We start from the raw sequence: 24,562 nt of genomic DNA, 5'->3' as shown, positions 1-24,562 counted from the left end.
ATGGAGGCTGGAAAAAGTTGGGTAGTTTTTTTGAATAAAAACAATGGGTTATTTTATGTTTGATAAGAGCGAGCTTGTCTCGCGATCTTTTAAAAGATCAAAAGATCGCGAGGCAAGCTCGCTCCTACAGGTTTTCGTGCGCACTATTACGCTTTTCGAAACACCAGCATTGCGGCAAATACAGCCCCCACAGCAGCGATGCACAGCATCAGCGCCTGATCACTGATGTACGTCGCCACGGCCCCGGTGGCGATGGGGCCCAGTACGCCGCCCAAGGTGTAGAACAGCGCTATCGCGGTCATGGCGGTCGACACTTGATGCTTGCCCACGCGGTCGGCGGCTTCAATCACGGCCACGGTGTTCATGCCGCCAATCGCTCCGCCCCAGACAAACACCACCAGCGCCGCCAGCCACGGCAAAGGCTGGCTGAAGGGGATGGCCAAGGTGCCCAGCAAAAGCAGCAGCCCGCAGATCAATTGCGCGATTTTGTAGGAACTGCGGTCAGCCATCCAGCCGATGGGCAGTTGCAGCAAGGTGCCGCCCAGCCCGAAGACGGAGATCAGCAGCGTCGCGGCCGTCAGCGGGTAGCCCGCTGCCAGGCTGTAGGGCGCGAGAAACGACACCGTGGAGGTTTCGGCAAACCCTGCAATCAAGGCGGCGCCCAAGGCGATGGGGATGAGGCCGTAGAATTTGCCATGGGCTTTTTCTTGCGGTGTTTGCGGCTGCGAATCGTGGCTTTTAAGGGTCAGCGCCAGCGCGCCCGATAGCAGCACGATCGCCGCGCAGGCGTAGTACGGCAGCGCGCCGTCAACACCGAACACCACCAGCAGCAACGGGCCAATCGCAATGCCCAGGCCCATCAGGGTTTCATGCACACCAATGGCTCGCCCGCGGCCGTCGCGCGACGACACGACAACGATCCAGGTGTCGCAGGCGATCCAGCGCAAGATCAACCCCACGCCCAGCACAAAGTTCAGGCCGAAGATCAGAACCAGATCCTCAGTCAATGTCATGCCCAGCAACGCCAGGCTAGTGAGCAGCGCACTCAGCACGTTGGCCTTGACCAAGCCGAGTGAACCCAAAACACGCGGGACGATTTTGTACAGCAGCAAAATCGCGATCCACGAAGCGCTGACCACCACGCCGATTTTCGCTGCGCTGACGCCTCGCTGTTCCAGTGACATGGACAGCAGCGGCGTGATGGTGCCGATCTGCACAATCTGCGACAGCACCGACAGCGCATTGATCTTGGCCAGCACTAACCAGCGGGGTGGATCGGTGTATTCCGCACTCGGCGATTGCATGCGCACAACCCTTCCATGGATGACCGCTCGGCGATGGCGGCACGCGCAATCATGCGCTTTTTTCAGCGCCTGGGGCGGTCCCGAAAACACAAAAACCCACTGCGCCGACAAACGTCGAAATGTGCCCAAAAAATCATTGCTACTGCTGTGCTGCTCCAGCAGCAGCCTCGGCGCACACCCTTGCTGCTGTATCAGCAACCATCCCGTAAACATGGCTTTACCCCCCGTAAACACGGGACCAAACACCATGGCACATGGCATGCAAAGTTCCCCCTCAAACGCTTACAAACCGGGGAATACACTCATGCAGTATCTAAGTGGAATCAAACAAACGGGGCTGGCGATTTCTATATCGGGGACGCTGTTGGTCTCGGGTCATGCCATCGCACAAACCAGTGACTCGGTACTCGACACCGTCGTTGTCCAGGGGCAAAACCAGGCCACCGATACACTGGTCGGCGATGCCAAACAAGAGAAGGCGCCAGAATCCAAAGCCACACTCACCAAGGCCCAACTGCAAAAGTTTGTCGGCCTGGACAGTGCGGTCACCGGGGCGCTGAAGTACCTGCCCGGCGTGCACTCAAGCGGTGGCGACTCCAGCGGCATTACCGAAGGCTCGCTGAACATTCGGGGCTTCTCGCAGGACCAACTGGGCTTTACCCGCGACGGCATCCCGCTGAATGATCCACAGTTCCTTACGCCGCATGCCGACTTCATGGGCGACCCGGAAAACTACGAATCGGTCTCGGTGATTTACGGCGGCGCCTCCATTAACGCACCCACCCTGACGGCCAGCGGTGGCAGCGTCGAGATCAAATCCGTCGCGCCCACTCAAGAAAGCGGCGTGTTGTACAAACAGAGCATCGGCAGCAACAACCTCTATCGTGAGTTCGTGCGGGTCAACACCGGCGAGCACGATGGCCTGTCCGCCTGGTTGTCGGCCTCGCGCACCACCGCCGACTTGTGGGACGACTCAGACGGCGAATTGTCGTCCAACCGCTTCGAAGGCAACGTGCAGTACAAGTGGGGCGACGGCAACCAGATCAACGCGCTGTTTTCCAGTTTCCTGATGCGCACCAACAGCTATCTGTCGCCCACGCTGGCGCAATACCGCGCCAACAAATATGACCACGGCTACCCAACCAAGGCTTACCCCACGGAGGGCGGCATTAACGGCGTGCCCGACATTACCGTACCCGGCCCAAGTGCGCCCAACTCGCGGGCCGACTTTAAAATCCAGACCTATGGCCTGAACGGTGTGTTCAACCTGTCGGACGGTGTGCAACTGAAGGTGAACCCGTATTACGTCCGGGTCACGGACGGCACCGCATCCATCGCCACCGCAGCGGTCAACGAAACCAAGCTGGGCACCGACGTCAATCACGACGGCGATGCGCTGGATCCGGTCGTGCCCGCGTCGTTGCAATTATTGCCTACCCAATACCGCATCGGGTCGAGCAACACCCTGGACTTCACCCTGGCCGACAACAACGTGCTGCAACTAGGCCTGTGGACCGACTACACCCACGCCCGCAACCAGTTCATCTTCACGCCGATCAAAGGCAACGGTAAACCGGCCAGCATCGACGGCAGCACGCCGATTCGCGATGGCAACGGCAACATCTACTACAACACCAACCAGGCCAACCAGATCACCACGCAAAAGCTCTGGTTGCAGGACACCTGGAACATTGTCAGCGACCTGACCCTGACCGCAGGCCTCGCCTGGCAGCACACTGAACTCAAGGGCGATGACCTCCTGAAGGGTTACAGCAACACCGAAGACTACAACCGCTTCCTGCCGAGCCTGAGCCTCAGCTACCAGCTTGATAAAGAAAACCAGCTTTACTACAACACCACCTCGAACATGCGTGTACCGGCCATTGCCTCGGTATACGGCAGCGTCAATGGCGTTGAAAAACAGAAACCCGAGCTGACCTGGAACCAGGAAATCGGCTGGCGCTACAGCACTGACAAAACCCTGGTCAGCGCCGCATTGTTCTACGACCAGTTCAAAAACCGTCAGGCGGCGTATCAACAGCTGACCGGCGTGACCTCCTACTTCAACGCGGGCAGCGTCACCACCCAAGGCCTGGAACTGTCGGTGAATGGCAAACTGCCTGCCAACTTCAACTACTTCAGCTCATTGACCCTGCTCAGCGCCGAGCAAGATTCAAACTACAGCGCGGGCGGCCATAGCGCAGACACCAAAGGCAAACAGCTCTTCGACACCCCGCGCCAGTTGTTCAACGCAGGCATCGGTTATGACAACCAGGCCTTCTACGCCAACTTCCTCGGTCGTTACACCGGTAGCTACTACGGCGATCTGGCCAATAACCAGAAAATCAGCGGCTACACCGTCTTCGACGCGAACCTGGGTTATCGCTTCAAAGACCTGGTCAGTGGGCTCAAAGAAACCACCGTCAGCCTTAACGCCAACAACCTCTTCAATAAGCAATACCTGTCTGGCGTGAAGTCCGGCACCATCGACGCCGATCCAAGCGACGCAAACTTCTTCGGCGCGCCTCAATACTATCGAGGCCAGCCGCGCTCGCTGGTGGCCTCCGTGAGTGTTGGTTTCTAACCGTCCCCAGCTAAAAGGGGCGGTTGGCACAACCGCCGCCCCGAGGAGCCTGCATGAGCACTGAGCATTACGACTACATCATCGTGGGAGGCGGCACCGCGGGCAGCGTGCTGGCCAATCGTCTGTCGGCGCGTGCAGACAAACGCGTGCTGCTGATCGAAGCGGGCGCCGACACCCCTGACAACAACACCCCGAACGAGATTCTTGACGGCCTGCAACCCTGGCTGCCACGCCAGGCGGGCGATCGCTTTTTCTGGCCGGGTCTGAACGTATTGCGCGCCAGCCAGCACCCGGACATCCCACGCGACCCGCAGCGTTACGAGCAAGGGCGCATTCTGGGCGGCGGCTCAAGCGTCAACATGATGGTCGCCAACCGCGGCCTGCCCCGCGATTACGACCAATGGGCCGAACAAGGCGCCGAAGGCTGGGACTGGCAAGGCGTACTGCCGTACTTCCGCAAGCTGGAACATGACATCGACTTTGGCCTGAGCGACCCTGAGCAGCACGGTCACAGCGGCCCACTGCCGATAGCCCGAATTGACTCGCGACGCTGGGGCAGTTTCACCCGTGCGTCAGCCAATGCATTGCACAGCCTGGGGCTGGACAATATCGTCGACCAGAACGGACGCTTCGAAGACGGCTATTTTGCGCCCGCCGTCAGCATCGAATACCAACAACGGGTATCCAGCGCACGGGCCTACCTCAACCCCGAGGTGCGCTCACGCAGAAACCTGACGCTGTGGACCCACACTCAAGTCCAGGCACTTCGCCTGAACGGACAGACCGTTACCGGCGTCAAAGTGCTGCGCAACGGCCAACCGCTGAACGTCAGCGCCAGCGAAGTGATCCTGGCGGCGGGCGCCCTGCAATCCCCCGCGTTACTGCTAAGGGCCGGCATTGGCCCCGCCGATCAGTTGCGCGACCTGGGCATCAGCGTGATCGCCGACCGCCCGGGCGTGGGCCAGAATTTATGGGACTATAGCTCCATCGGGCTCACCGCGCGCCTGCATGACAACCTCCCGGCGAGCGATGAGCCGGGTTCTGCACACTTGCTGGCGGCGCGGGTCTCGTCCGGGGTCAACCCGGATGTGCCGGGGGATTTGTACCTGGGGATCGCCCGCAACGCGGCATTGGGCACGGCAGGCGCCGTGCTGTGGGTCAACAAACCAGACTCCACCGGGCACCTGAGCCTACACAGCAACGACCCAACAGATTACCCGCACGTTGAGTTCAACCTGCTCTCTGATCGCCGCGACCTTGAGCGCCTGCGTGAAGGCCTGCGGTTGCTGGCCAAGGTTTTTGCCAGCCCCGAAGTCGCAGCATTCAGCGGCCCGCCACGCTTGAACCGCTTTGCCGAGACAACACTGGAGGGCCCGCTGCTGGCCGACTTGCTGGCCGACGATGACGCCCTTGAACGCTACCTGCGCACCCATGTGGGCGGTGTGTGGCACGCCAGCGGGACATGCCGTATCGGCCGCACCGATGACCCGCTGGCGGTGGTTGACCCTGCCGGGCGCGTATTGGGCGTACAGGGTTTGCGCGTCGCCGATGCCTCCGTCATCCCGGTGATTCCGACCGCCAACACCAACCTGCCCACGGTGATGATCGCCGAAAAACTCTCCGACCTTATTCTGGCTAACGCCTGAGGATCTCCCCATGACTCACTACGCCTTGTTGATCGATGGACAATTGCACCCCGGCAAGCAGGACGATGAAGTGCTCGACCCGGCCACTGAGCAGGTCGTCGGCTACGCCGCACGCGCTAGTCAGGCACAGGTCGATACCGCTGTGAACGCCGCCCATAACGCCTTTACGGATTGGGCGGCAAACCCGCAAGCCCGACGCACGGCCTTGGCACTCGCAGCCTCGGTGCTGCGTGAAAACAGCCAGTCGTTGGCCGAACTGATCAGCCGCGAGCAAGGTCGCCCGCTGCGCTTTACCCTTGGTGAAGTTGCGGGCGCAGCGGCCACGTTCGATTACTACGCCCATTTCGAAGCGCCGGGTGCCGAAATACTGCGCGACGACGGGCAGCGTCGGGCAAGCATTGAGCGCCGCCCGCTGGGTGTGGTCGCGGCAATCACGCCGTGGAACGTGCCGATCATTTTGCTGGTGCTCAAACTCGCCCCGGCGCTGCACGCGGGTAACACCGTGGTGGCAAAACCATCGGAGCACACCCCGCTGTCGACCCTTTTGCTGGGCCAACTGCTCAAAGACGTGTTCCCGGCGGGCGTACTGAATATCGTCGCCGGGGACGGTGAAGTCGGTGAGCAACTCAGCAATCACCCTCTGGTTCGCCACATCACCTTCACCGGCAGCGTCGCCACCGGCAAACGTCTGTACGCGGGCGCCGCCAATGACCTCAAGCGCCTGACGCTGGAGCTGGGCGGCAATGATGCCGCGCTGGTGCTCGAAGACGCTGACATACCGGCCATTGCTGAAGCGTTGTTCTGGGGCGCGTTCTGGAACAGCGGCCAAGTGTGCTTCGCGATCAAGCGCCTATATGTCCACGAAAGCCTGTTCCAGCCCCTGATCGACGCGTTGGTCGCCCGTGCCGAAAAAACCCGTCTGGGTCACGGCCTCGACGCGCAAACCGAGCTTGGGCCATTGACCAATCGCCAGCAGTTGGAGCGCGTCAAGGCGCTGCTGGCCGATGCTCGCAAGCACGGCGCAGTGATCCACAGCGGTGGCGAGCAGCCTGAAGGCCCGGGCTATTTCTTTGCCCCGACCATCGTCAGCGGGATTGGCGCAGGCGTTGCGCTGGTAGACGAAGAACAGTTCGGGCCAGTGCTGCCGGTGATCCCGTTCAGCGACGTCGAAGACGCCATCCGCCAGGCCAACGCCAGCCCTTACGGCTTGGGCGCCTCGGTATGGACCCGTGACATCGCCCGCGGCGAGGCCATTGCGCGGCGTCTGGATGCAGGTTTGGCCTGGGTCAACCAGCACCTTGAAGTGCAACCCGGCGCACCGAAGGGCGGCTACAAATGGAGCGGTCTTGGCTACGAAGGCGGGTTGCGCGGCTATGAAGCCTTCAGTGACCTGCAAGTGCTCAACGTCGCTCGCCCCGTGGTTTAAACGCCTCTGTTGGAGCGAGCTTTTGATCCTTTAAAAGCTCGCTCCTACACGGTTTGATTTATTTCTGATGAAGGATTTCTTATGCGCCCCGGTAGCTGGCCCTCGATTATCTTGACCCTTGCCTTCGCCGTGATTATCGCGGCGTGCCACGGTAAAACCATTCTGCTGATCGCCGACATCGCCAAAGCCTATTCGGTCAGCCCTTCTCACGCCAGTTGGGTGGTGTCGGCTGTGGCCATCGTTGCGGCGATCGCTTCGCCAGTCGTCAACTGGGGGGTGGCGCGCGTGGGCGAACGACGCGCCATTATCTTCGGCCTGATCGTCGCAGCCGTGTGCAGTTACCTGGCCAGCCAGACCACTGAGTTTTCGACCTTATTGACCCTGCGTGTTATCGAAGGCGCCGGTTATATCAGCGTCGTGCTGGCCGCGCTGGCGCTGCTGGTGCACACCACCCACGGTAAACGCCGCACCAGCGCCCTGGCGTTCTGGTCGGTGGCGTCGCCGCTGGGCGGAGCGATTGCGATTTTTGCCGTGTCACCCTACATCGGCGGCGACAACGGCCAATGGCGCATCGCGTTCAGCGGCCATGCGGTGATTTTGTTGCTGCTGTTACTGGCCACGCCGCTGCTGCCGTCGATCAACCTGGCCAACCGCGCCGAACGCAAACCGCTGTCCCAGGTCTTCAAGATTTACGCCGACCCGTCTGCGCTGCGCCTGGCAGCGGCGGTGGGGGCACCACTGACCGTGGCCCTCGGGTTGATCACCATTACCCCGGACTACTTGATTCACGTGCTGAAAGTCGCGCCCGCGACCATCGGCGTGATCTCGACCGTGGGCATCCTGTCCAGTGTGGTGGCCGGACTGTTCGCCGGTTTTATCCTCAACCTGCGCGTCATCGGGCCCATCAGCGTCGTCGCCGGTGCCTTGATTGGCGTGACGCTTGAGGTGCTGGTGTTTATCCCTGGAGTGAGCGTTGACGTGGCGATTGCCGCCAAAGTGGCGCAAGGCTTTTTCAGCAGTTTCGTGGTGGCCTGGGTGTTCACCAGCATCCCGAAAATGACCCGCAATGGCGACGTCATGGGCGCAGGCGGTATTGCCGAGCAAGCGCTGTACATCTCGATGTTTCTGGGGCCGGTACTGCTCTATCCGCTGTTCGCCTTGCCGACCCGTGTGCCGTTTTTCGTCGCGTTGATTGTCTCCAGCCTGCTGCCGTTGTTCCTGTTGCCGCTGGGTTTTAAACGCAACGAATCCAGCCCGTTAGTGCCTGCGTAAGGCGGCCGGGGTGCTGCTCTTGCAGCACCCTCGCAGCAGGTGCTTTTGTACCAGCAACCCTGCCCTCTTTTCCCGCGTTGGCACGCTATTTTTTTACATTTACTTTCAGTTACTTACGTTTTTAATCAGCCGTTTTCAATCTCGGTACGGTTGCTGCAATACCCCCTGTTAACGGGCCAAGGTACTGGCCTGAAACTGGCCATTTCGAGCGCGTTTAACGCTTGATCCAACAGTCACAGGGAGCATCATGTTTAGTCGAACCACCTTATCGATGGCTATCGCCTTAAGTCTTAACAGCACCTACCTCATCGCCGACGACAACGTAGACCCGCAGGCTTCTGCCCCCCCTTCCGCAACCCTTGAAAAGGTCACGGTCACCGCACAAAAACGCGAAGAAAGCGTGCAGGAAGTGCCTGCCCCCGTCTCGGTGCTCAGCGGCGACAAAATCCGCCAGGCGTCATTGAACTCAGCGAATGAAATCACCCGCTATATTCCCAACGCTTCGGCCGGCACCGTCGACGGGCATGGCCGCCCACGCTGGTGGATCCGCGGTCTGGGCACGGGCGATCAGGGCGCCAACACAGTCAGCCCGGTCGGAATCTACATGGACGATGTGTATATCTCGAACATCAGCGCGACAGGTTTCCCGCTGTTCGATCTGGACCGGGTCGAAGTGTTGCGCGGGCCACAGGGCACGTTGTGGGGCAAGAACACCACAGGCGGCGCGATCAACTTCATCTCAAAAAAACCGTCCTTTAAAGAGGACGGCTACTTTAAGGTCGATGTCGGCAACTACGCCAACCGTGCAGTAGAAGGTGCCTACGGCGATACGCTGATCGAGGACAAACTCGCCGCCAGGGTTTCGATCCGTCATCAAGGCAACGACGGCTACAACGAGAACAAGGCCAAAGACAACGATCAGGGCGCGCTGGAGGATGATGCGATTCGTCTGCAGTTGCTAGCCGTGCTGTCGGATGATCTGGAGGCCAACCTGAACGTTCACAGTCGCCGCTATCACGACACCGGCAGCTCCAGCTCGGTCAACTACGGCATAGGCCCCAACGGCAATAACCAGTTCGGCTATCACGTCGACCCCAAGCAAGGCAGCGTTTACTACAACGCCAAGAACCGCGCGAACATCAAGCAGGACGGTGCCAACCTCAACCTCAACTGGCAATTGGGCGACCTGCAACTCACCTCGATCAGCGCCATCGAAGCATTTAACCGCGAAGGCGTCAGCGACAGCGACAACACCCCGCTGGAACTTCAACGCGGCTACGCCTACGTCGACAGTCGTCAGCTGTCACAAGAGTTTCGCCTGACCTCGCCACGTACTGACCGCTTGAACTGGGTGGCCGGCTTCCATTACTTCCACGAAGACCTGGACGCCAAAACCGCCAGCGCCGCGCTGGATAACACGTACGTGAGCCGCTACTACAACCGTGTCGCCTACGACCAGACCAGCGAGAGCTACGCGTTGTTTGGCAGCGTGACCTACAACTTCACCGAAGCCTTCAGCCTCACCGGCGGCCTGCGCTGGACCCGCGAGCGTAAATCCATCGACCTCAACCGCGTGGCCAACATCGGCCAGGCCGGATTTGCTGGCGGTAACTGGTGGAAACCCGGCAATGTCACCACGCCCTTGGGCATCACCGCCGTGCAAGATGACAGCAATACCTGGAGTGACTGGACTTACGACGTCACCCCTGAGTACAAGCTTTCAGACCATGCCCGTGTGTACTTGCGTTATTCCAAGGGCTTCCGCTCCGGAGGATATAACGCTGGCGTCACCACCCAGTCGACCGTGGCCACCGTAGATCCGGAATACCTGACCGCGTATGAACTGGGCTTTAAATCCGAATGGTTCGATGGCCGCTTGAATGCCAACGCCAGCGCGTTTTATTACGACTACTCGGACATCCAGTTAAACATCGTGAGTGCGATCAACAACCAGACCGTGTCCCGTTTGGCCAACGGTGCGCAGGGTGAAGTGTATGGCGCCGAATTCGAACTCGAAGCCATCCCCGTCGAAAACCTGCACGTCAACTTCGGTTTGGGTTTGCTGCACACCGAATTTACCGATTACACCTCGGGCAGCAACGATTACTCGGGCAACACGTTCGTGCGGGCACCCAATGTGTCGGCGGTGATTGGCGCCGACTACCGAATCGCGCTGAACGTGGGGGGTGCAATCATTCTCGGCACCGACTGGGACACCCGCAGCCGACAGTACTTCTTCACCAACGACCAGAGCCAGGGCATGCGCAGCGGCGGTTATACCCTGGGCAACGCACGGGTCACGTATGAGCTGGCAGGCGCCAAAAGCGAAGTTACCGCTTATGTGCACAACCTGACCGACAAGGAGTATCGCAGCCACACCTTGCCCGGCGGCTACCAGAGTGCCGGGGTGATGTTTGGCGACCCGCGCACCGTGGGTATCTCCGTGACCAGCCGTTTCTGATCAACCCCGGCGACCGGAAAACTTCCGATCGCCGCTCTACAAGGCAGACCGTCTTATGAAATTTTCGCGCTTTCTGTTAAGCCCGTTGCTGATGCTGGGGCTGCTGGCCAGCTCCGCAAGTTACGCCGCCGAGCCCTTGAAGACCGTGCGCATTGCTACCGTCGCGTACTCCAACGCGGGCAAAATCACGTTCAACGGCCCCACCTATTTGATGGACAAAGACCCGTGGCTCAAAGAGCAACTGGCACAACGCGGCGTCGAACTGCAATGGGTGCCGGCCGCCACCGCATCGGTGGGCACGTTCGTGAATGAAGAGTTCGCCAACAAACGCATCGACTTTGCGTTCTACGGCGACCTGCCGAGCATCATCCTCAATGCTTCCGGCGTTGCGACCCAACTGATTGCCGCAGGCGGCATCGGCAACAACGTTTACCTGGTAGTGCCGCCCGACTCGACGGCCACCTCGATTGACGACCTGAAAGGCAAACGCGTTGCCCTGCATCGGGGTCGGCCTTGGGAGCTGTCCTTTGCCAAACTGCTGGAGTCGCGCAACTTGGCGTTCGACGATTTCCGCCTGTTCAACCTCAACCCCCAGGCCGGTGGTGCGGCGTTGAGTGCGGGGCGAATCGACGGGTTATTCACCTTGAGTGACGCCTTTTTGCTGGAAGACAAAAAAGTCGGCAAGATCATTTGGTCCAGCAAACAGGCACCTCTGGACTGGAAAATGCGAGCCGAATTGTTTGGCGCCAAAGACTTCATCGCGCAAAACCCCGAGGTCACGCAACTGGTGGTCGATGCTTACCTGAAAGCGTTGAAATGGGCCTCGCAAGATGAGCACAAGGCCGAGTACATCGCCCTGCTCTCGCAATCGGGCCAGCCGCAAAGCGTGCTGCTGCGCGAAGTGCAAGGTGAAGCCTGGAAAGATCACTTCAGCCCGTTGATCAACGCCACCTTGCGCCAGCACTACGCCGACGGCATCGCCTATAGCTTGCAGTCCAAGTTGATCCGCAAAGACGTCAATGTGGATAACTTGCTCGACGACCGCTTCGTCAAACAGGGCCTGAAGAACCTCAACCTCACCGAGGAGTGGAAGTAATCGACACCCTGAAGGAGCGAGCTTGTCTCGCGATCTTTTGACCGTGTCAAAGATCGAGAGGCAAGCTCGCTCCTGCCGTTTGGCTGGACCTTAAGCCGCGTTTTCCAGCAACTTTTTACCCTCGGCCCACAGGCCGGTCATGTTCCACTGCTGCTCCAGAACCCCTGGGCCAAACTCTTTGGAACCGCCCAAGCCTTCGGCCAGGCCCTGGAACCAGGCGCCTTCTTCAATCAACAAGATCAACTTGGCCACTTGAATAATTCCTGTGCCCCAGAAGGTTGCGCCGCCGTTGGCTTCCAGAATCGCCGGCAAGTGCGGGTTCGCTTCCAGGTTCTGCACAATGAAATCAGCCTCGGGCTGTCGACGGTCAATGTAGATCGGCAACTCGCGGGCCAAGGTCACCCGTTGCGAGGCCGCATAGCGAATCGGCAGCACTTGATGCGCGCTGGCCCAACCACCCAGCCATGGCGTGTGCACATGCGTCACCACGTTCACTTCCGGGCGCTGGGCAAAGATCGCCGCATAACGCTTGCCATTGCCCCCAGCCTTGCGGCCGCTTAGCGGGCCTTCAACCGATTCGTCCAGATATACCTCGCCGTCGTAGTCAGCGACCACGGCGCGGATCTCTTCGTCATCTGCCCACGGGCCGGGCGCATGCAGGGCAATCACCAAACGGGTTTGCGGCACTCGCACATACGCCTGGAAGGTATTGGTAGCGGTCAGCGTACGGGTGTTTTTCAGCACACGAGTCGCTTTGGCAAAATCGCGTTTGGCTTGCTCAAGGAAGCTCAGTTGTTCAACGGTCAACGAGTGGGTCATGGCGTAGGCTCCAGCTAATCGATTAGTAATGCCGGGCGAAAATCCGGGCATGCCCGCTACACAGCACTTCCTGTGCCAGCCCCGACACAAAAATTAACGCGTTGTTTTAAAAGACATTTATTAAAGATCAGAGAATTATTCCGCCACCTGCTGTTGATCTTGCTGCGGTGCCAGCATGACGTGCTGATCAATTGCTGCTGCACCAGCAATCACACCCGGGGCCATTGTGCAAAGCCCCGATCCAGAGGGCTCCGGGGCCTTGGCACAGGCGTTGCAATTACCTCGGTAACGCGGCTCTCGAGGTGATGAGCCCGACCACTGTCACTCTGGAGTTATTCATGAGTACCGAGTTCTTCTGGCGCCTGCCTCTGGGCAGTGATGGGCATGATTTGGCAAGTGATAAAAACACCCGTGGCAGTGCGATTTACCGCCCCGGCAATATCGCCCCCGGCCGCTTGCCCAATGGCGAACCTGACGGCTTCACCTATATCGACTACATCGCTCAGGTGGCCAAAGCCGCTGAGCTGGCAGGCTTTGAAGGCGCACTGCTGCCCACCGGCCCTGAGCCATGGATCGCGGCTGCCGCACTGGCCCGTGAAACCCGCCGTATCAAGTTTCTGATCGCCTTCCAGGCCACCTGGACCCTGCCCGCCTATGCCGCGCAGCAAGCGGCGATTCTGCAAAACCTCAGCCACGGGCGCCTGGACTGGAACATCATCACCGGCGGCAACCCGGCGTCACAGCGGGCCAACGGCGACTTCCTGGAACACGACAAACGCTACCAGCGCACCGGCGAGTTCCTCGACATCATCAAGGGTCTGTGGGAGAACGAATCGTTCTCTTATCAGGGCGATATATATCAGTTGGAAAACGGCTCGCTGCCACGCGGCCTGACCAAAGAGCGCAAGCCCGGGGTGTACTTCTCAGGGTTTTCCGACCCGGCACTGGACGTTGCCGCCCGCCATGCAGACGTCTACCTGAACTGGGCCGAGCCGGTGGATAAACTCAAGCCGCACATCGAGCGCGTGCGCGAACTGGCCGACAAACAAGGCCGCGAAGTCCGTTTCGGCATTCGTATCGACTTGTTCGCCCGCGAGACCGAAGAGGCCGCCTGGTCAGACTTGCGCCGCCAATACGAGCGTATCGACGCCAAGACCAGCGACTTCATCAAGAACTTCGCCAGCGGTTCGGACTCCGTGGGTGCCGCCCGGCAAACCGCCTACCACCAGAACTCCCAACGCTTCGAAGACCTGATCATCGGACCCAACCTGTGGGCCGGTTTCGGCAAGGCCAAACCCGGCCCCACCATTGGCCTGGTGGGCAGCCACGAGAACGTTGCCGAGCGGCTGGCCGAGTACCGCGATGCCGGTTTCTCGACCTTTATCCTGGCCGGTAACCCGCACCTGGAAGAAGCCTTGCGTATTGGCCAGGAAGTGCTGCCGCTTGTGCACCAGCGCCCTGTAGCCGAGACCGCGCCGGTCACGGCTGGCCTCAAGGCCGCTGGCTGAAACTCAGCCCTGCGTTTCACCCCTTCATACCACCCCGCACACACGTCAGTGTCTGCGGGGTTTTGACGATCCGCGTATCGGTCCACAAAGAATGGAACCCATGATCAAGCACTATCCCTTGCTGCGAAGCCTGCTGATCTACCGAGAAATGCCTTGGCGCTTTACCTTGACCGCAGCGCTGTTTGTAGTGGTCAGCGGTGGGTTAGCCCTGCAGCAATGGTTAATCGGCAATGCTCTGAATGAGGTCAACAATGGTCACGCCATGGTCCGCCTCGCCGATGGCAACCTCGACGCCAGCCGAGCGTGGTTCTGGCTGTGGCTGCTGCTGGGCGTCGCTTTGATACGCGGCATCGCCCAGTACAGCGCTGGCGTCCTGTCATTGATCCTCAGCCAGGCGCTGTTGACCCGATTGCGCGAGCGCATCCTGCAACACGTGCAAAGCCTGCACCTGGGTTATCACTGGCAACACGGCATGGGCGAAATGATCAGCCGCACCACCCGCGATGCCGATAAATTGCGTGACGCCTTGATCAGTTTTTGGCGACAACTGGTGGAAACCCCACTCATCGTGCTGGCCACTGTCGGTCTGCTGATCGGCTATAACCTGTGGCTCGGGCTGGTGCCTCTGCTGCTGACAGGTGTGGGGCTGTGGATATTTGTACGCCAGACCGAACGGCTGCTGGTGCTCGACCGCGAAGTGGGGGCTGCCTATGACCGGGTCAATCAAGACCTGAGCGAAGGGATTGGCGGGGTCCGCGTGATCAAGTCATTTGCCCTGGAAGCCGGGCGTATTGAGCGTTTCAACCAACAAGTCGACTTTTTTGCCGAGCAGGCACGCCTGGCCCTGGCCTTTGCCAGTTCACGTATCCCGCTGCCACAGGTAGTGGTCGCGCTGAGCCACGTGTGGATATTTATCTACGGCGCCTGCCTGGTGCGTGACGGCCGGCTAGGGGTGGGCGAATGGGTGACCTCGCTGTTGATTGTCACCACGCTGATTTTTCGTATCGAAGGCATTGGCCGAGTGATGCAGGTATTCGCCGATGCGCGAGCTTCGGCAGAGCGCATCTGGCAATTGCTCGACGCGCCATTGGCCATTCAAAGCGCCAGCGAGCCTCTCTCCAAAGCCCCGCTAGGGTTGTGCCTTGCACGGGTCAGCGTTGAGGCACCGGGGGGCGGGCAACGCATTCTGCACCAGTGCAGCCTGACCGTGCAGCCCGGCGAAGTCGTTGCCCTGGTGGGCGCCACGGGTGCTGGCAAAAGCGTGTTGGCCAGCCTGCTGCCACGTTTGACCGATGCCGAACAGGGCGCCGTGCTCGTCGGGTCGAGCCGCGATGGCTGGCAAGACGTGCGCACGCTCAAGTTGGATGAACTGCGCCAGCGCGTGCATGTAGTGCCTCAAGAGAGCTTTTTGTTTTCCGATACCCTCGCCGCCAACTTACGCCTTGCCGCCCCCGATGCCAGTGATGAAACCCTGCGCTGGGGGCTGAGCATGGCAGCCGCAGACGATGTGCTCGAACGTTTACCGCAGGGCCTCAATACCGCGCTCGGCGACCGTGGCGTGACCTTGTCTGGCGGCCAGCGCCAGCGCATCAACCTGGCCCGCGCATTGTTGGCGAAACCGGACATTCTGTGCCTTGACGACGCCACCAGCGCGCTGGACTCGGTGACTGAGCGGCGGGTGATCGAGAACATCCGCAGCTTGCTGCAAGACCAAGGACGCGGCACCACTTTGCTGATCATCTCCAGCAAGCTCTCCACTCTATTGCTGGCCGACCGCGTGCTGCTGCTCGCAGATGGCCACATCGCCGACAGCGGTCGCCATGCCGAACTGGTGCAGCGCAACGCTTTTTATCGTGATCTGCTGGGAGTCGAGCATGGCTAATGCCTTACCTGGAAAAGCCCTCAGCGACATTGAGATTGAAGAGTCGCTGGCCAAAAAAGCCCTGGACCGCAGCATGTTCACTCGGCTATTGCCCTTGCTCGGCCCGGTGCGCGGGCGCATTGCCGCCGTCATTGTGCTGGAACTGCTGCTGGTGTTTGCGGTGTTTTTGCGGCCCTGGTTCGTGCGCGAACTGCTGGATCGCGGGCTGGTCCATCAGGACAACCAATGGCTGCTCAACACCTCATTAGTTGCCATGCTCGGGGTTGGCCTTTTCATGACCTGGAGCGCACGCTTTGTATTGGCCGGGATCTCGCAATACGTCGCTGGCAGCGCAGCCATCCGCGTCCTTAATGAGCTGCGCATCCGGGTCTTCAGCCACGTTCAGGCCCTGAGCATTGGCTACTTCGACCGGACCAAGGCCGGGCGCATCATTTCGCGCGCCGACCGGGACGTCGACAGCCTCGAATCGCTGTTGATTCAAGGGCCTCCGGAACTGCTGGGCGCACTTCTGCGCTGCGGTGTCGCGTCGGTGATGCTGTGGCTGATTTCGCCGCTGTTTTTCTTCAGTCTGGCGAGCATCGTCCCGCTGTTGTTCTTCGCCACCTGGGGCTTCAAACGCATCTCGCAGCGCACCTGGGCCAAAGTGGCAGAAAACCGCAGCCGCTTTACCGCACACCTGGTCGAAACCGTGGCCGGGGCACGGATGATCCAGCAATGCGTGCAGCAGCAACCCAACCAGCAACGCTATCGGCGCTTGCTCGAAGACTTCAACGATGCACTGATCGGCGGCAACCTGCGCTCGGGCTGGTTTGCCCCGTTCACCGGGCTCCTTGCCGCGCTGGGTATGGCGGTCTTGCTGATGCTCGGCGCCTAGGGCCTGGCACAAGGCCAACTGACGGTCGGGCAAGTGGCCGAGAGCTTGTTTTACGTGATGTTGTTTCTGGGGCCGCTGCAAGAACTCTCGGACTTATTTGAACGTTACGCGACCGGCTCGGCGTCGGCACAGCGGATTTTCCTGCTACTCGACACCCAACCGGAAATCACCGACAGCCATACGCCGGTGGCCCTTGAAAAAGCCCGAGGTGCAGTGGACTTCGAACGCGTGGGGTTCGCCTATGTACCGGGCTCCCGGCCTGTGATCGATGATTTTGACCTGCATATTCCGGCGGGTGAAGTGCTGGCGATTGTCGGCCCATCAGGGCATGGCAAAAGCACCTTGGTGCAATTGCTCACGCGCTTTTATGACGTGCAGCACGGCACGGTAAAACTCGACGGCATCGACATCCGGCACCTGAGCCAACAGCACCTGCGGCGCAATGTTGGCGTGGTGCTGCAGGACAACGTGCTATTCAGCGGCAGCGTCCTCGACAACCTGCGCCTGGCAAGTCCCGGGGCCAGCGATGCACAACTGATCGCGGCGGCGCAGGAATTGGGAGCCAGTGAGGTGCTGGAGCGTCTGGCGCATGGGTATCACACCGAAGTGGGGGCGCTTGGTGCACACCTTAGCCACGGGCAACGGCAACTCGTCTGTCTGACCCGCGCCTACCTGGCCGACCCGGCGGTGCTGGTGCTCGACGAAGCCACCTCGGCGGTGGATATCCACACCGAACGGCGCATTCAAAAAGCCTTGCGCAAGCTGTGCCAAGGCCGCACCGCGATCATCATTGCCCACCGTCTGGCCACCATTCGCGATGCCGACCGCATTGCCGTGGTCGGCAACGGCAAACTGGTGGAACTGGGCAATCACAGCGCATTGCTGGCCAAGGGCGGTGTGTATGCATCGCTGTACCGCACGTATGCGCGCTCGCAGGCACTGCACCCGGCTTGAGATTGGCCCGCGGCAAAAGTGGCTGCCACTGTTGCTGATCCCCCAGAGCCCTTGCTGATCGATTGCTGCTCCAGCAGCAATCGGCCCTGCGCCGCGCCCCCCAAGATCGCGCAAAGCCCCGCAAACCGGCGACTTCAGCGTTGAACAAAAGCGTGGCATGAGCGTTGCAAACAAGGTTTACCGGCAACCCGTGGGGTTGCTCTTTGACCTGTCGATCCTCGATTTTTTTGGAGAACGTGCAATGTCTCATCCCCTCGAAACACTCTGGTACACCCGTTGCCCTGTACCCACCGGGCTTGGCATCGCGGTTCAAAAGGGTTGGCTGGAGGAAGTTCTGGAACAACAAGGCACGCGCATCCAGTCACTGCGCGAGTCCAACGAACAAACGGTGCGTGAATCACACTTCGATCACACCCTGCAAAACTCGGTGCGCCACGGCGGTAATATTCCGGCGATCTGGGCCAGGGCCAGTGGCCGTGATACACGCGTTATCGGGCTGTCGTGGGCCGATGAGGTTCAACTGATCTTGACCCTGCCCTCCAGCGGCATCAAAACCGTCAAAGACCTCAAGGGTCGTAAATTCGGCTTGCCGCACTGGGTCAACGCGCAAATCGACTTCACTCGCGCACAAGCTCTGCGCGGCCTGGAAAACGCCCTCAAGCTCGATGGCCTTGAGGTCAAGGATGTAGAGCTGGTCGACTATGTGCGCGGCGGCACGTTCAGCGATGAAGCCACCCATGTGATCAATGGCATTGCCAACTTCGGCGGCCGCCGTGACGGTGGGCAAAACGCTGAGCTGGTGGGCCTGCTGCGCGGCGAAGTCGACGCCATATTCCTCAAGGGCGCACATGCCGTGCAATTGGCTCATCAGTTTGGCCTGCACACAGTGATCGACACCGGCTCTCACCCAGAACCCTTGATTCGCTCCAACAATGGCACGCCGCGCACGTTGAGTGTCGACAGCCATTTGCTGGATAACCACTTCGACACCGCCGTGGCGATTCTGTCTTCGGTGATCCGCGCCGAAGAGTGGGCCTGGACCCACCCGCAAGACACCCGCCGCTTCCTCGCCCACGAAACCAACAGCAGCGAATACTGGGTCACGGCAGCCTATGGCGAAGACGCCCACCAGCGCTTGCGCACCAATCTCGACGAGCGTTCAGTGCATGCCGTTCAGGACTTTACCGACTTCCTGCAGCGCTGGAATTTCATCCCCACCACGTTCTCGGTGAATGACTGGGTCGACAACCGCCCACTCGAAGCCTTGCGCACGTCATTGGCCACACGCACGGGCTGATGCGCGGTACCGGGCAGGGACGGATTCCCTGCCCGCTTCACTTTTTAAATGGCCTGGGTAACTGCATGAGCAAAACTCTCGATACGCTTTGGTACACACACAGCCCCGTGCCCACCGGACTTGGCATCGCTGTTGAATCAGGGCGCCTTGCCGAGGCATTTCGCCCTTACGGCACCAATATTCAAGCGCTGCGCGAGTCATCTGACCGGGAAATACGCGAAGCACATTTCGATCATCACCTCGATAATTCAGTCCGCCATGGCGGCAACACCCCCGCGATCTGGGCCAAGGCCAGCGGCAAAAATACCCGTGTGCTGGGGCTGTCCTGGACGGACGAAGTGCAACTGATCCTGACCACCCCGGAAAGCGGGGTTAAAACCATTCGTGACTTACGCGACCGACGCTTTGGCATCCCCAAGTGGGCCAACGTTCAGATCGATTTCGGTCGCGCCCAGGCCCTGCGCGCTTTAGAAAACGCCTTACAACTCGAAGGGCTGAACATCGGCGATGTAGAACTGGTGGACTATCCCTACGGCGGTAAACACAGCGACGAGCAAATCCGCCATGTGTTCGGCGCACAGATCGCCCTTAAAAGCACTCAGGGCAAACGCCGCAACAATGAGTTGATCGGTTTGCTGCGGGGGGACATTGACGCGATATTCGCCAAGGGCGCGCACGCCGTGCAATTGGCCGACGAGTTCGGTTTGCATGTGGTGATAGACACCGGCTCGCACCCGGACCCCATGGTGCGCAGCAACATCGGTACACCGCGCACGCTGACCGTCGATCAGCACATGCTCGACGAGCATTTCGATGCCGCCGCGCTGATCGTCGAAACCGTGTTGCGTGCCGAGCAGTGGGCCTGGAGCCATGCCGACGAAACCCGACGCTTTCTGGCCCGTGAACTGAACACCAGTGAGTACTTCGTCGCCGCAGCCTACGGTGAAGACGCCCACCGTCGACTGGTGACTCGCCTCGAAGAAAAGTCCTTGCTGGCCCTGCAAGACCTGACGTACTTCTTGCACCGCCATCACTTTATCGAACGGGCTTTTGATGTCCGCGACTGGGTGGATGCGAGACCGCTGGAAGCGGTGCTGGACAAAACCAGGCTGGCCATCTGATGAGCACGCTTATCCGGCGCAACCTGATCCGCCTGACCTGGCTGCTCTCACCTCTGCTGGTGCTGGTGGTGTGGACGCTAGTGGCAGGTTCCGGGCGTTACTCCGAGCAATTGCTGGTGCCACCCTCAGTGGTCTGGGAGGCCTTCAAGGATCTACAGCACAGCGGTGAATTGCTTGAGCACATCCAGTTCAGCCTGAGCCGCCTGGCTATCGGTTTTGCCTTTGGGGCCGGTGCCGGATTGCTGTTCGGGATTGCCCTGGCGCTGTCAAAAACCGTCGAGCACTACTGCGCACCGCTGTTTCACACGGTGCGACAGATACCTTCGATTGCGTTGATTCCGATGTTCATCCTGGCGTTTGGGGTCGAAGAAACCTTCAAGATCGTAATCGTCACCAAAGCCGTGTTCTTCCCGGTGGCCTTGGCCACCAGCGAAGGCATCAAGGCCATCCCGCGCAGTTACTTCGAGGTCGCGCGGGTATACCGCCTGCCATGGCGTGCCCTGGTGCTGGAAGTGATCTTTCCAGCAGCGGCGCCACCGATTCTCACCGGCCTGCGCGTAGCGCTGAGCCGCGCGTGGATGGTGCTGGTGGCTGCGGAACTGCTCGCGGCTGACAGCGGGTTGGGGCAAATGATCGAGATGAGCCGGCAGATGATGCGCATCGATAGTGTGATGGTCGGGGTGGTGGTGATCGGGCTGATCGGCTTTGCTCTCGATTACGGGTTTCGCCTGCTGGAAAAACGTTTGCTGCGCTGGAAAGCCCGCTAGGAGAAGCCCATGAACGTATTGCTTGCCCTGCTGCGCCGTTGCCGTGGCCTGTTGCTGCCGGTGCTGCTGATCGGCCTTTGGGAGTTCTGCTCCCGTCAGGGTGCTGCGCAGGCCTACGCCTTTGTACCGTTGGCGACGATCGGCAAAGGGTTTGTCGATTTGATCGACAGCGGCGCGCTGCTCATCAGCACCCTGGCCAGCCTGCAACGTACTTGCCTTGGGCTGCTGATCGGGGTCACGGCGGGGCTGCTGGTCGGCGCCTCGATGGCTCTGTCACGGGTGATTGAACGGGGACTCGGGCCGCTTTACCACATCCTGCGCCAAGTGCCGATTCTGGGGTTGATTCCGTTGATTGCCTTGTGGTTCGACAGCGGTGAAGGGGCAAAAGTGCTAATTGTCAGCCTCGCCGCGTTTTACCCGATGACCCTCAACACGTATGAGGGGTTTAGCCATATCGAGCCGCGCTATCGCGAGGTCGGCAAGATCTTCGCGTTCACCCCGTGGCAGCAACTGACTCAGGTGTTGCTGCCCAGCGCCCTGCCCTCCCTGAACAATGGCGTGCTGCATGCGCTGGCGTTTGCCTGGGTGAGTTCGGTGGGCGCCGAACTGTTTCTTTCGACGGGTGCCGGGCTGGGCAATCTGATGATGAATGCCGAGGCCGGTTCACGCATGGAAGTCGTGATTATTGGCGTGCTGTGCATTGGTTTGCTCGGCTACGCCATGAACCAATTGTTTTCGCGCCTCAGCCGGCATTTGCTGCGCTGGCGTGATCTTCGTTGAATACGGGATCCCACATGAATGCACCTCTCAAGCAACACTGGCTGGACCCGACCCGGCATCTGCCCGGCGCCCTGGAGATTCGTGGGCTGGGCAAGCAGTACGCCATTGAAGGCAAACCGCTGACGGTGCTGGAAAACATCAATCTGGCGGTCAAGCCGGGCGAGTTCGTGAGCATTGTCGGCGCCAGCGGATGCGGCAAGTCGTCTTTGCTGCGACTGATTGTCGGCCTGGAAGCCGAGTACAGCGGCGACATTCTGCTCGACGGTGAACGCATTGTCTCGACTAGCCTGGAACGCGGCATCGTGTTTCAGGACCACCGCCTGTTCCCGTGGAAAACCGTTGAGCAAAACATCGCGCTCGCGCTGAAAAATCACCGTTTATCCAGCGCCGAAAAAGCCAGGTTAGTGGCCGAGCATATTCAACTGGTCAACTTGCAGGGGTTTGAGAAGGCCTACCCGCATCAGTTGTCGGGCGGTATGGCGCAACGCGCTGCCATCGCCCGCGCACTGATCAATAAACCGAAAATCCTCCTGCTCGATGAACCGTTTGGTGCTCTCGATGCACTGACGCGCGTGCACTTGCAACGCGAGTTGCAACGGATCTGGGTACAACAACGCAGCACGATGATCATGGTCACCCACGATGTTGAAGAGGCGCTGTACCTGGGTGACCGGGTGATCGTTATGGACGCTCGTCCAGGGCGAGTCAAACACGAAGTTCACGTCGATTTACCGCACCCGCGTGAACGCCAGTGCGCGCGTTTGCAGGCACTCAAGGACGAGTTGTTGACGGAATTGGTCGGCAACGATCGCGAGGCCCCTGCTCACCCATAGACGCCATTTGTACACGCTTTTTCAGCCCGTCATCACGCTGCGACGGGACCCTTTCACAGCCGATTTTTCAGCCGTGCGAGCCCCTGTACCCGGGGGGTTTATACAGATTGAACAGAAAATCGCTTATATGCATTTATTGAATATGCAAATGCTAATTAAGACTTTTTTAATCTATATAAATATCGTGCATGATTCTTCAGCGCTCTTGGTTTCAGGAATATCACCATGTCATTGATCACTCATCCGCATGCTCGCGAACTGACTAAGTCGGTCCGCGCTACCGTATTGGTTTTCAAGGACCCGCGCTCGCTGGAACTGCTCAACCGCATAGAGCGTTTGGCACCCAGCGACGCGAATGCGCTGATCATGGGTGAAACCGGCACCGGCAAGGAGCTGGTCGCCAGACATATCCACAGCCTGAGCTATCGGCGCGATGAACCCTTTGTTGCCGTGAACTGCGGCGCCTTCGCTGAATCGCTGGTGGAGAGCGAACTGTTCGGTCATGAGAAAGGCGCCTTCACCGGCGCCACCACCAGTAAGGCCGGCTGGTTTGAGGCGGCTAAAGGCGGCACGTTGTTTCTCGACGAGATCGGCGACTTGCCATTGAACATGCAGGTCAAGCTGCTGCGTGTATTACAGGAGCGTGAAGTGGTGCGCCTGGGTTCCCGTACGCCAATCCCGATCAATGTGCGGCTGGTGGCGGCAACCAACGTCAACCTGGCCGATGCGGTGGTGGCGGGTAACTTTAGAGAGGATTTGTTCTACCGCTTGCACGTCGCGACGATCCGCTTGCCAGCGTTGCGTGAGCGGCCCGGTGACATCCTGCCGTTGGCAGAGTTTTTTCTCGAAGAACACTGCCAGCGCCTGGGCTACAACCGCGCCACGCTGAGTCCTGAGTGCGAGCGCAAGCTGTTGGACCACAGCTGGCCGGGCAACATTCGCGAGCTGGAGAACTCGATTCACCACGCGCTATTGGTGTGCCGTAACCAGCGTGTGCAGCCCGAAGATTTGCACCTGGTCGATATGCGCAGTCACGGGGTGCGCGCCACCAGCCCCCCGGCGTTCACACCGACAAATGTGCCCCCGGCAAGCCTTGAAGAAGCCTTGGCCAAATTGTTTGAACAGAATTTGCCGAACCTTTACGAGCGCATTGAAGAAACCGTGTTTCGTGAAGCGTACCGGTTTTGCCATGGCAACCAATTGCAAACCGGCCGTGTGCTGGGGATTAGCCGAAACATCGTCCGGGCTCGCCTGGAAAAAATCGGCGAGTTGGCGCAATCACCGCGCAGCGCCAGCCAGGAAGCTCAACGTCAGTCACTGTAGGCGCCAGCTTGCCTCGCGATCTTTTTGAAAGATCAAAAGATCGCGCGACAAGCTCGCTCCTGCAGAGGGTGTAACACGAACATTTTTTAAACGGAGTCAGTCAATGGGTAAAGTCCACACCGCGAGCGCTGTGCCGGACGCGTTATGGCGCACGGCACCGGTCGGCGACTTGCTCGATCTGGGCCGCGCCTATCGCGAACCGCTGGCGCTGGGGCGGCTGCAAAGTACCCCCAAGCGTATTTTGAGCCGCCCGGAAGCGGTGCTGATCGGCGTGTTGGCGCTGGCGTTGCACGGCGCCGTGATTTATTGGATCAGCCAGAACCCGGCGCCGGTGCTGCCGATCGTGCCGCCGGAAATCCCGCCGATGACGATCGAGTTTTCGCAACCGGCGCCGGTGGTCGAAACACCGCCACCACCGCCACCGCCAGAGCCGATTGTGCAGCCGGTCGCTGAGCCGCCTCCGCCCGTTGAGGACGAGTTGGCCGTCAAGCCTCCTCCGCCGCCCAAGCCCAAGCCCAAGCCAAAACCCGTGGTCAAGCCTGTGCCCAAGCCCGTGCCGAAACCGGTTGAGCAACCACCCACGCCGCCAGCACCGCCTGTGGCCGCCCCTGCACC

16 protein-coding genes and 2 pseudogenes are annotated in these 24,562 nt (G+C 60.0%); 16 read left to right on the top strand and 2 right to left on the bottom strand.

Annotation, left to right across the window (positions count from 1 at the left end):
- Positions 1 to 146 precede the first annotated feature (146 nt).
- The gene (locus GHO25_RS22145) at positions 147 to 1,304 is read right to left on the bottom strand and encodes an MFS transporter (protein ID WP_153392414.1); all 1,158 of its coding nucleotides are present in this window, start codon (positions 1,302 to 1,304) and stop codon (positions 147 to 149) included.
- 304 nt (positions 1,305 to 1,608) lie between these two features.
- Here GHO25_RS22145 and GHO25_RS22140 point away from each other — a divergent pair, with 304 nt between their 5' ends.
- The 6 genes from GHO25_RS22140 (at position 1,609) to GHO25_RS22115 (ending at position 11,789) form a co-directional block, all read left to right on the top strand.
- Entirely contained in the window at positions 1,609 to 3,888 is a 2,280-nt protein-coding gene (locus GHO25_RS22140; RefSeq protein ID WP_153372917.1) for a TonB-dependent receptor, read from the top strand.
- Positions 3,889 to 3,941: 53 nt separating this feature from the next.
- Positions 3,942 to 5,534 (top strand): GMC family oxidoreductase, encoded by a 1,593-nt coding sequence (locus GHO25_RS22135; RefSeq protein WP_153392412.1) that lies wholly within the window; start codon positions 3,942 to 3,944, stop codon positions 5,532 to 5,534.
- A gap of 10 nt (positions 5,535 to 5,544) precedes the next feature.
- Complete coding sequence (locus tag GHO25_RS22130; RefSeq protein WP_153392410.1) at positions 5,545 to 6,960, top strand: aldehyde dehydrogenase family protein; 1,416 nt, start codon at positions 5,545 to 5,547, stop codon at positions 6,958 to 6,960.
- 81 nt (positions 6,961 to 7,041) lie between these two features.
- Positions 7,042 to 8,232: an MFS transporter gene (locus GHO25_RS22125; protein ID WP_153336288.1), complete on the top strand. Its 1,191-nt coding sequence runs from the start codon at positions 7,042 to 7,044 to the stop codon at positions 8,230 to 8,232.
- A gap of 247 nt (positions 8,233 to 8,479) precedes the next feature.
- Positions 8,480 to 10,693 (top strand): TonB-dependent receptor, encoded by a 2,214-nt coding sequence (locus GHO25_RS22120; RefSeq protein WP_153392408.1) that lies wholly within the window; start codon positions 8,480 to 8,482, stop codon positions 10,691 to 10,693.
- A gap of 55 nt (positions 10,694 to 10,748) precedes the next feature.
- The gene (locus GHO25_RS22115) at positions 10,749 to 11,789 is read left to right on the top strand and encodes an ABC transporter substrate-binding protein (RefSeq protein WP_153331725.1); all 1,041 of its coding nucleotides are present in this window, start codon (positions 10,749 to 10,751) and stop codon (positions 11,787 to 11,789) included.
- 90 nt (positions 11,790 to 11,879) lie between these two features.
- Here GHO25_RS22115 and GHO25_RS22110 read toward each other — a convergent pair whose 3' ends face one another.
- Positions 11,880 to 12,608 carry a class II aldolase/adducin family protein gene (locus GHO25_RS22110; RefSeq protein ID WP_153331726.1) on the bottom strand — a complete coding sequence of 243 codons (729 nt, stop codon included), beginning with the start codon at positions 12,606 to 12,608 and terminating at the stop codon, positions 11,880 to 11,882.
- Positions 12,609 to 12,946: 338 nt separating this feature from the next.
- On the opposite strand from GHO25_RS22110, the gene GHO25_RS22105 reads away from it, so the two are divergent.
- The 10 genes and pseudogenes from GHO25_RS22105 to GHO25_RS22060 all read left to right on the top strand — a co-directional run.
- Positions 12,947 to 14,116, top strand: a complete 1,170-nt coding sequence (locus tag GHO25_RS22105; protein ID WP_048372906.1) for an LLM class flavin-dependent oxidoreductase — start codon at positions 12,947 to 12,949, stop codon at positions 14,114 to 14,116.
- 100 nt (positions 14,117 to 14,216) lie between these two features.
- Complete coding sequence (locus GHO25_RS22100; protein WP_153392405.1) at positions 14,217 to 15,998, top strand: ABC transporter ATP-binding protein; 1,782 nt, start codon at positions 14,217 to 14,219, stop codon at positions 15,996 to 15,998.
- Positions 15,991 to 17,826: pseudogene (locus GHO25_RS22095) on the top strand (ABC transporter ATP-binding protein). The gene GHO25_RS22100 and the pseudogene GHO25_RS22095 overlap by 8 nt, the downstream one beginning before the upstream one ends.
- 241 nt (positions 17,827 to 18,067) lie before the next feature.
- Positions 18,068 to 19,123, top strand: a complete 1,056-nt coding sequence (locus tag GHO25_RS22090; protein WP_048373022.1) for an ABC transporter substrate-binding protein — start codon at positions 18,068 to 18,070, stop codon at positions 19,121 to 19,123.
- Between the two features lie 65 nt (positions 19,124 to 19,188).
- The gene (locus tag GHO25_RS22085) at positions 19,189 to 20,244 is read left to right on the top strand and encodes an ABC transporter substrate-binding protein (RefSeq protein ID WP_048372912.1); all 1,056 of its coding nucleotides are present in this window, start codon (positions 19,189 to 19,191) and stop codon (positions 20,242 to 20,244) included.
- Entirely contained in the window at positions 20,244 to 21,011 is a 768-nt protein-coding gene (locus GHO25_RS22080; protein WP_153392403.1) for an ABC transporter permease, read from the top strand. Before GHO25_RS22085 ends, GHO25_RS22080 begins: the two co-directional genes overlap by 1 nt.
- Positions 21,012 to 21,020: 9 nt before the next feature.
- Entirely contained in the window at positions 21,021 to 21,791 is a 771-nt protein-coding gene (locus GHO25_RS22075; RefSeq protein ID WP_178110185.1) for an ABC transporter permease, read from the top strand.
- 14 nt (positions 21,792 to 21,805) lie between these two features.
- Complete coding sequence (locus GHO25_RS22070) at positions 21,806 to 22,624, top strand: ABC transporter ATP-binding protein (protein WP_048372917.1); 819 nt, start codon at positions 21,806 to 21,808, stop codon at positions 22,622 to 22,624.
- A gap of 225 nt (positions 22,625 to 22,849) precedes the next feature.
- The gene (locus GHO25_RS22065; protein WP_048372918.1) at positions 22,850 to 23,947 is read left to right on the top strand and encodes a sigma-54-dependent Fis family transcriptional regulator; all 1,098 of its coding nucleotides are present in this window, start codon (positions 22,850 to 22,852) and stop codon (positions 23,945 to 23,947) included.
- A gap of 103 nt (positions 23,948 to 24,050) precedes the next feature.
- Positions 24,051 to 24,562: pseudogene (locus GHO25_RS22060) on the top strand (energy transducer TonB); the annotation flags it as partial.

The organism is Pseudomonas sp. FSL R10-1350, assembly GCF_009600525.1.
In the GTDB taxonomy this organism is placed as follows: Bacteria; Pseudomonadota; Gammaproteobacteria; order Pseudomonadales; family Pseudomonadaceae; genus Aquipseudomonas; species Aquipseudomonas helleri.
This window is presented reverse-complemented; position numbering and strand designations above follow the sequence as displayed.

Coding starts and splice junctions, on each gene's coding strand:
- GHO25_RS22145 (WP_153392414.1), bottom strand. CDS start 1,304: ATGCAATCGCCGAGTGCGGAATACACCGATCCACCCCGCTGGTTAGTG.
- GHO25_RS22140 (WP_153372917.1), top strand. CDS start 1,609: ATGCAGTATCTAAGTGGAATCAAACAAACGGGGCTGGCGATTTCTATA.
- GHO25_RS22135 (WP_153392412.1), top strand. CDS start 3,942: ATGAGCACTGAGCATTACGACTACATCATCGTGGGAGGCGGCACCGCG.
- GHO25_RS22130 (WP_153392410.1), top strand. CDS start 5,545: ATGACTCACTACGCCTTGTTGATCGATGGACAATTGCACCCCGGCAAG.
- GHO25_RS22125 (WP_153336288.1), top strand. CDS start 7,042: ATGCGCCCCGGTAGCTGGCCCTCGATTATCTTGACCCTTGCCTTCGCC.
- GHO25_RS22120 (WP_153392408.1), top strand. CDS start 8,480: ATGTTTAGTCGAACCACCTTATCGATGGCTATCGCCTTAAGTCTTAAC.
- GHO25_RS22115 (WP_153331725.1), top strand. CDS start 10,749: ATGAAATTTTCGCGCTTTCTGTTAAGCCCGTTGCTGATGCTGGGGCTG.
- GHO25_RS22110 (WP_153331726.1), bottom strand. CDS start 12,608: ATGACCCACTCGTTGACCGTTGAACAACTGAGCTTCCTTGAGCAAGCC.
- GHO25_RS22105 (WP_048372906.1), top strand. CDS start 12,947: ATGAGTACCGAGTTCTTCTGGCGCCTGCCTCTGGGCAGTGATGGGCAT.
- GHO25_RS22100 (WP_153392405.1), top strand. CDS start 14,217: ATGATCAAGCACTATCCCTTGCTGCGAAGCCTGCTGATCTACCGAGAA.
- GHO25_RS22090 (WP_048373022.1), top strand. CDS start 18,068: ATGTCTCATCCCCTCGAAACACTCTGGTACACCCGTTGCCCTGTACCC.
- GHO25_RS22085 (WP_048372912.1), top strand. CDS start 19,189: ATGAGCAAAACTCTCGATACGCTTTGGTACACACACAGCCCCGTGCCC.
- GHO25_RS22080 (WP_153392403.1), top strand. CDS start 20,244: ATGAGCACGCTTATCCGGCGCAACCTGATCCGCCTGACCTGGCTGCTC.
- GHO25_RS22075 (WP_178110185.1), top strand. CDS start 21,021: ATGAACGTATTGCTTGCCCTGCTGCGCCGTTGCCGTGGCCTGTTGCTG.
- GHO25_RS22070 (WP_048372917.1), top strand. CDS start 21,806: ATGAATGCACCTCTCAAGCAACACTGGCTGGACCCGACCCGGCATCTG.
- GHO25_RS22065 (WP_048372918.1), top strand. CDS start 22,850: ATGTCATTGATCACTCATCCGCATGCTCGCGAACTGACTAAGTCGGTC.